Annotated in this window: 9 protein-coding genes and 1 riboswitch; of the genes, 8 read left to right on the top strand and 1 reads right to left on the bottom strand. The window is 28.7% G+C overall.

All coding sequences use genetic code 11. The features are described 5' to 3' along the window. Positions 1 to 17: 17 nt before the first annotated feature. Positions 18 to 167, top strand: a complete 150-nt coding sequence (locus ACTT9D_RS06375) for a COX15/CtaA family protein (RefSeq protein ID WP_440930952.1) — start codon at positions 18 to 20, stop codon at positions 165 to 167. Here the strand turns inward: ACTT9D_RS06375 and ACTT9D_RS06370 are convergent. Then, the gene (locus ACTT9D_RS06370; protein ID WP_440930951.1) at positions 160 to 1,488 is read right to left on the bottom strand and encodes an O-acetylhomoserine aminocarboxypropyltransferase/cysteine synthase family protein; all 1,329 of its coding nucleotides are present in this window, start codon (positions 1,486 to 1,488) and stop codon (positions 160 to 162) included. The two genes, ACTT9D_RS06375 and ACTT9D_RS06370, sit on opposite strands and share 8 nt — an antisense overlap. Before the next feature lie 2 nt (positions 1,489 to 1,490). Further along, positions 1,491 to 1,557, bottom strand: a riboswitch (SAM riboswitch). A 137-nt stretch (positions 1,558 to 1,694) separates the two neighbouring features. Here ACTT9D_RS06370 and rplM point away from each other — a divergent pair. From rplM to ACTT9D_RS06335, 7 genes are read left to right on the top strand one after another with little or no spacing between them, the layout of a single operon-like run. Next, positions 1,695 to 2,153, top strand: coding sequence for a 50S ribosomal protein L13 (gene rplM, locus ACTT9D_RS06365; RefSeq protein ID WP_014953277.1), 459 nt, complete (start codon positions 1,695 to 1,697; stop codon positions 2,151 to 2,153). Between the two features lies 1 nt (position 2,154). After that, complete coding sequence (rpsI, locus tag ACTT9D_RS06360) at positions 2,155 to 2,592, top strand: 30S ribosomal protein S9 (RefSeq protein WP_440930950.1); 438 nt, start codon at positions 2,155 to 2,157, stop codon at positions 2,590 to 2,592. 25 nt (positions 2,593 to 2,617) lie between these two features. Further along, entirely contained in the window at positions 2,618 to 3,643 is a 1,026-nt protein-coding gene (gene argC, locus ACTT9D_RS06355; RefSeq protein ID WP_440930949.1) for an N-acetyl-gamma-glutamyl-phosphate reductase, read from the top strand. Next, the gene (locus ACTT9D_RS06350; RefSeq protein ID WP_440930948.1) at positions 3,640 to 3,810 is read left to right on the top strand and encodes a hypothetical protein; all 171 of its coding nucleotides are present in this window, start codon (positions 3,640 to 3,642) and stop codon (positions 3,808 to 3,810) included. Before argC ends, ACTT9D_RS06350 begins: the two co-directional genes overlap by 4 nt. A 5-nt stretch (positions 3,811 to 3,815) precedes the next feature. Beyond that, the gene (locus ACTT9D_RS06345; RefSeq protein ID WP_440930947.1) at positions 3,816 to 5,108 is read left to right on the top strand and encodes a homoserine dehydrogenase; all 1,293 of its coding nucleotides are present in this window, start codon (positions 3,816 to 3,818) and stop codon (positions 5,106 to 5,108) included. Beyond that, positions 5,108 to 6,010 (top strand): AEC family transporter, encoded by a 903-nt coding sequence (locus ACTT9D_RS06340; RefSeq protein ID WP_440930946.1) that lies wholly within the window; start codon positions 5,108 to 5,110, stop codon positions 6,008 to 6,010. Before ACTT9D_RS06345 ends, ACTT9D_RS06340 begins: the two co-directional genes overlap by 1 nt. Positions 6,011 to 6,027: 17 nt before the next feature. Then, positions 6,028 to 6,882 (top strand): DMT family transporter, encoded by an 855-nt coding sequence (locus ACTT9D_RS06335; protein WP_440930945.1) that lies wholly within the window; start codon positions 6,028 to 6,030, stop codon positions 6,880 to 6,882. Positions 6,883 to 6,917 lie beyond the last annotated feature (35 nt).

The raw sequence follows: 6,917 nt of genomic DNA, 5'->3' as shown, positions 1-6,917 counted from the left end.
CGTCGGCAGAGTCAGTTGTGTATAAGAGACATATATTTATTCAAGTTCTTTTAGGAATAATTACTCTAATGACTGGTGTAGAGATTAAATACGCATCTGTACACCAGTTAGGGTCAATATTTGTTTTGTTAAGTTTTCTTTTTATCTATTATAAAAATACTAACTAACTGCTTTCAGTTTACCTTTTGAGGATTTATTTAAAGCTTGGTTTAGGTCTTCGATAATGTCATCTATATGTTCAATACCAATACAAAGTCTGACATAACTTTGTGTTACACCTGAGGCTGCTAATTCTTCTTCGTTCAGCTGACTATGTGTGGTACTTGCTGGATGAATTGCAAGACTTCTTACATCCCCAATATTGGAAACATGATAGAACATTTTTAAAGACTCAATAAATTTCTTTCCAGCTTCTATTCCACCTTTAAGTTCAATACCAACGATAGGACCATTTCCACCTTTTAAATATTTCTTTGCTCTTTCTGAAATATGATCCTCATGTTTTGTAGAATAAATAACTTTTGAAACTTCTTTGTGTTTTGATAAAAAATCTACAACTTTCTCAGCATTTTCGCAGTGTTGTTTCATTCTTAAAGCAACTGTTTCTAATCCTTGAATGATTGCAAATGCATTATCGGGAGCAAGTGCTGATCCTAAATCTCTTAATAAACAGACTCTCGCTCTGACAGCAAAAGGAACATTAGCACCAGTTAATTCTGGAACCGCCTTTCCCCAAACTACACCTCCGTAACTTGCGTCTGGTTCATTGAACAAAGGTTGTCTTTTTGGATCTGCAGTCCAATCAAAATTACCACTATCAACAATTGCACCTGCCACTGTGGTTCCATGACCACCAATATATTTTGTTAATGAATAAACAACTACAGCTGCACCGTGCTCGATTGGTTTACAAATAAGAGGAGAAGCTGTGTTATCCATTATTAGTGGAATATTATATTTTCTTCCTATATCTGAAACTTCTTTTATGGGAAAAACTCTTAAATATGGATTTGGTAATGTTTCACCATAAAAAGCTCTTGTCTTATCGTCTATAGCTTTTTCAAAATTTTTTGGATCAGAAGGATCAGCATATCTCACTTCAATACCAAGTTTACTTAAAGTATGGGTAAATAAAGAAACAGTTCCACCATATAAGTCAGTTGAACTAACTATATTATCTCCAGCTTGAGCAACATTAAGTATTGCAAAAGTAGATGCTGTTTGACCAGAAGACACTGTTAAACATGCAAGACCTGATTCCAAATTTGCGATTCTTTTCTCAAGAACATCATTTGTTGGGTTCATTATTCTTGTATAAATGTTTCCAAATTCTTTTAATGCAAAAAGATTGGCAGCGTGCTCTGTACTATTAAATTGATATGCTGTAGTTCTGTAAATAGGTACAGCCACTGCATTTGTAGATGGATCACTTCTATAGTCTCCACCATGTATTGCTATTGTTTCTGGATTGCTTCTTTTTGTGCTCATTTTAACTCCTTTTTTAGTGCTTCTGCATTATGCAAGGTGCACAATATAGTTCAAATACCTACCGATTATTTGAGAATTTCCATTTTAGCTGTTTTAAAGCCCGCAATAGGATCAAATCGGCAAGAGTTTTGTAACACTTATATTTAATAAATCAATAGAATTATCAATTTGACTTTGAAAATATTAATAGTATTAATCCACGCACAATGACAAAATTTCTTAAAAAAGACCAATTATCATCATCTTGGTACGAAATAGACGCGAAAAATGCAGTAATAGGGAGATTAGCTACTGTCATTTCAAAAATTATTAGAGGAAAAAATAAAACTACTTTTACCCCACATATGGACGATGGTGATTTTGTAGTTGTTAAAAATATTGAATTAGCAAAATTTACTGGAAAAAAATTTCAAAATAAAAAATACTATAGACATACAGGTCATCCTGGTGGAATAAAAGAAACTACACCTGAAAAACTTCAAGATAAAAAACCAGGTGAGACTTTAAAATTAGCAGTTAAGAGAATGTTACCAGGTGGTGTATTAGGAAAGAAACAATTAACTAAACTTAAAATTTATGCAGGTAATGATCACCCTCATACTGCACAAAATCCTCAAGTAATTGAGATTTCGAAATTAAATAATAAAAATATTGTTAGAAATTAATATGGAAAGCACACAGACTTCAACTAAATCACCAAAATTAAAATTAGATTTTAAAGACAGTAAATATGCTACAGGAAGAAGAAAAACTTCAATAGCTAAAGTTTGGGTTAAAAAGGGTACAGGCAAAATTTATGTTAATGGTAAAACTATGGATGATTATTTTGCAAGTGAAAATCATAAGATGCAAATTGTGAGACCATTTGAGATAATTAATCAATCTACTTCTTACGATGTAAGATGTAATGTTAAAGGTGGTGGCCCAACAGGTCAAGCTGGTGCAATGGTGCATGGAATTTCAAAAGCTTTAGTTCTTTTTGATGAGTCTTTAAAATCAACGCTTAAGACTGAAAAACTTACAACTAGAGATTCAAGAGCTGTTGAAAGAAAAAAACCTGGTAGAAGAAAAGCTAGAAGAAGCTTCCAGTTCTCTAAAAGATAATCTAAAATACTTTTTTAATAAATTTATGCCTAAACTAAATGTATTAGTTGCTGGATCCACTGGTTATATTGGAGTTCAATTAGTCAAACTTTTATCTAAACATAAAAAAGTTAATATAAAATATTTATGTGGAAGTTCTTCTGTAGGTAAAAATATTTCCTATTTCGACAAATCTCTTAGTAAAAAAAAACTACCAAAAATAATTAAGTTTCAAAATAAATTATTAAAAGATGTAGATTTGATTTTCACTGCTCTTCCCAATGGCGAAGCTCAAAAAATTTCAAAAAACTTAAATAAACATAATACATTAATTGATCTTTCAGCAGATTTTAGATTAGATAAAGCATCTGATTATTTAAAATGGTATAAACAAAAACATTCTTTTCCAAAAAATATAAAAAAAAGTATTTATTCATTACCAGAAATAACAAAGAATAAAATTAAAGATAAACAAATTATTGGTAATCCTGGATGTTATCCAACATCAATACTTTTACCATTAATACCAATAATAAGAAAAGATCTAATAGATTTAGAAAATATAATTATCGATTCAAAATCAGGATATTCAGGTGCTGGCAGAGGTGTTCATGTTAAATATAAGGATAAAAATTTATATGAATCACTAAGTGCTTATGGCGTTGGTTATCATAGACACAACTCTGAAATTCAACAAGAACTAATTAAACATACAAATAACAAAAAAATTAATTTTACATTTACACCTCATTTAACTCCAATGTTTAGAGGTATTCTTAGTACAATTTATATCACTATTAAAAAAAAATCTAATATTTCTAAAATCATTAATGAATTAAAAAAAACTTACAAAAATTCACCGTTTATAAAAATTCATAAACAAGATACATTGTTAAGTACTAATGATGTTATAAATACAAACAATTGTTTAATATCTGTTTGTAAAACTAAATATAAAAATAAACTGATAATTTTATCAACTATTGATAATTTGATAAAAGGCGGGTCTGGACAAGCCATTCAAAATATGAACTTAAAATATAATTTTAATGAAACAGAAGGCTTGAAATGAAATATATGTTAATTTTATTACTATTATTGAATTCATGCGTTATAAAAAAGAATGATGATCCAAAAAATGTATTTAAGATTAATTTTAATAAAAACATGAGTTACCAAGAATTTGAAGAAAAAGTTAATGAGTATGCTGAAAATAAACCATACCCTAACTTTGAATAATGATTATGGAAAAAAACATTAATGTTGCTATTATAGGATTAGGACAAATTGGTATTTACCTTTACAATGAGTTACAAAAAAAGAAAAAATTAATAGAACTTAAAACTGGAAAAAAAATTAAAATTGTTGGAATTTCAGCAAGAAATAAGAATAAAAAAAGAAGATTTACAATTGATAAAAAAATTTTTTTCTCAAATCCACTAGATATAATAAGAAAAACTAATGTTGATATATTGTTTGAGTCTATTGGTTTATCTGATGGTATTTCAAAAAAAATTGTAGAAACTGCTTTAAAAAACAAAATACACGTTATCACTCCTAATAAAGCACTTATAGCAAAACATGGTGATTACCTATCTTCATTAGCAGAAAAAAATAATGTCAACTTAGAATTTGAAGCCGCGGTTGCAGGGGGAATACCAATACTAAGAAGTATTAAAGAGGGGATAGCAACAAATAAAATTTCAAAGGTTTTTGGAATATTAAATGGTACTTGTAATTACATTCTATCTGAAATGGAAAATTCCAAACAAAATTTTGAGAATGTATTAAAAAAAGCTCAAGCTCTCGGTTATGCAGAACCTGGGAATCCAAAATTGGATTTGAATGGCTATGATGCTTTTGCAAAAGTCAGAATTCTTTCAGCTTTATGTTTTAATTCCAAGGTAGCACAAAACAATTGTCTAATGGAAGGAATAGAAAAAATTGAATTAAAAGATATTTCAATTGCAAATCAATTAAATATGAGAATCAAACTTCTTGGTATTTCTGAAATTATAAATAACCAATTATTTGAAAGAGTACATCCGTGTTTAGTCAGTAAAAATAGTTATATTGGTAATGTGAATGGTGTAATGAATGCTGTTATTACTAATGGTAAACCTGTTGGTGAGAGTATTATGCAAGGAGAGGGGGCAGGACCAGGTCCTACATCATCATCACTATTATCAGATCTATTATCTATTTTAAGAGGAAATATTAAATATCCATTTGGATTACCGACATCTAAAAGAAAACAACTAAAACCCTACAATATACTTAATTACACAAATTCTTTATATTTGAGGTTTGAAGTTAAAGATATACCTGGTGTTTTATCAAAAATTACAAATCAAATGGCTAGATATAAAATTTCAGTTAAAAGATTAATTCAAACACCTGATAACAATGCTAACAAAGCAACAATTGTTATTATTACTCATAAGACTACTGAGCAAAGTATAAACAATTGTTTAAAAAAACTTAGTAAAGAAAAAATTCTCCTAAAACAACCTACATTAATTAGACTATATAATTAATGGAAATTTACATAAAGTTATTTGAAGTATTATTTCCTGTTTTTTTTGTTGTAGGTATTGGATACTATCTAGGAAAAAAAAATCCTAAAATTGACACAACATTCATAACCACTTTTGCAGCTAATATAGGATCGCCTGCTATGATCATATATTCATTAAATGCAGAGTTTATATCATTTGAAGTGTTTAAAAGTTATTTTTGGTATTATTTAATTGCCATATCTTGCTTTTTTGTTGTTGGGGTTTCTTTATTATATTTTTTGAGAGTAAAAGATATAATTAGAGAATTACCACCTTTATTAATGCCAAATACAGGAAATTTAGGACTTCCACTCAGTTTATTTGCATATGGACAATCAGGCTTAGGAGTAGCTGGCGCAATATCAGCATTAATTATTCTCTTTCATTTCACTGTTGGAGTTTTTTTAGCAGATAGAAAGTTTAATTTTGATGTAGTTATTAAAAGTCCTCCTTTTTACGCAATCATAATTTCTGTAATACTTTTATATTATAATATTAAACTTCCAACTTTTGTTGAAAATACAAGCTCTTTACTGACATATGCTACTATCTTTTTAATTTTGATGTCTTTAGGTATAGCCTTAACAAGACTTAAAGTTTTTTCTTTTAATAAAGCTTTAGTTTGTTCTGTTGGAAGAGTTATTTTAGGACCTATTATTGGTTTTGGAGTAATAAAAATTTTTAATCTAAATGGTTTTGCTGCTGGTGTTTTATTAATTCAATGTTCAATGCCAAGTGCAGTTTTAAATTATTTGATTGCAACTATGTATTCTTCTAAAAAAATTGTTGACAGTGTTGCTAGTACTATAGTTGTATCAACCTTTATGTCATTTATAACAATACCAATTGTTATATTCTTTGCTTTAAAATACTTTAATTAAAGTATAACGTTATTCTAATGAAGGCGATTATTCTTAATCTGTGCGCTTGGTCTATTCTACCAATTATGGATGCTTTTGCAAAATACTTGAGTCAAGATATCCATGTTCTTCAAGTAGTTTGGGCAAGATATTTTTTTACAGTAGCAATTGTTTTACCAATAATACTCTTTTTTTTTAAAAAACAATTTAAATGGACTGATAAACCACAACTTCAACTCATAAGAGGTTTGTTATTACTTTTTGCTACTCTTTTCTTCTTTTATGCTCTTTCAAAAATATCAATGGCAAAAGCACTTACTTTAGCATTTGTATGTCCTTTAGTTGTTACAGCGTTTTCACCATTTTTGTTAAATGAGAGAGTAGGGTTTAGAAGATGGTCAGCTGTTATAATTGGTTTTCTAGGGTCACTAATTGTAATTAGACCCGGTTTTATTGACTTTAATCTTGCCAGTATTGCTGCACTCGGTACTGGAATAATGTATGCTTTTTATTTAATTGCAACTCGTAAATTAAGTACAAGTGATAGTCCTTTATTAACATTATTGTTAACTGGAATAATAGGAGCTTTGCTTACAACTATATTAATTCCTTTTGTATGGATCTTCCCAAGTAAAGAACAATGGTTAATGATGTTTTGTATTGGGTTATTTGCAACTTTAGGACATTTATTCTTGATACTTTCATTAAGATTAGCTGATGCTTCTAAATTAGCTCCATTAGCTTACTTTGAGATAGTAAATAACGTTATAATTGGCTTTTATGTTTTTAATGAATTCCCTGATAATTGGACTTTACTTGGCTTATTTATAATAATTTTGAGTGGTGTGTACATTTCCCGAAGAGAGGTGATTGTTAAATCTTTAAAAAAATAGGTGATATTTATTTACTAATAAATAAAGTATTACTT

The organism is Candidatus Pelagibacter sp. (genome assembly GCF_052049815.1).
Classification (GTDB): domain Bacteria; phylum Pseudomonadota; class Alphaproteobacteria; order Pelagibacterales; family Pelagibacteraceae; genus Pelagibacter.
The sequence above is the reverse complement of the archived record's forward strand: the minus strand, read 5'-3'. Positions and strand labels throughout refer to the sequence as shown.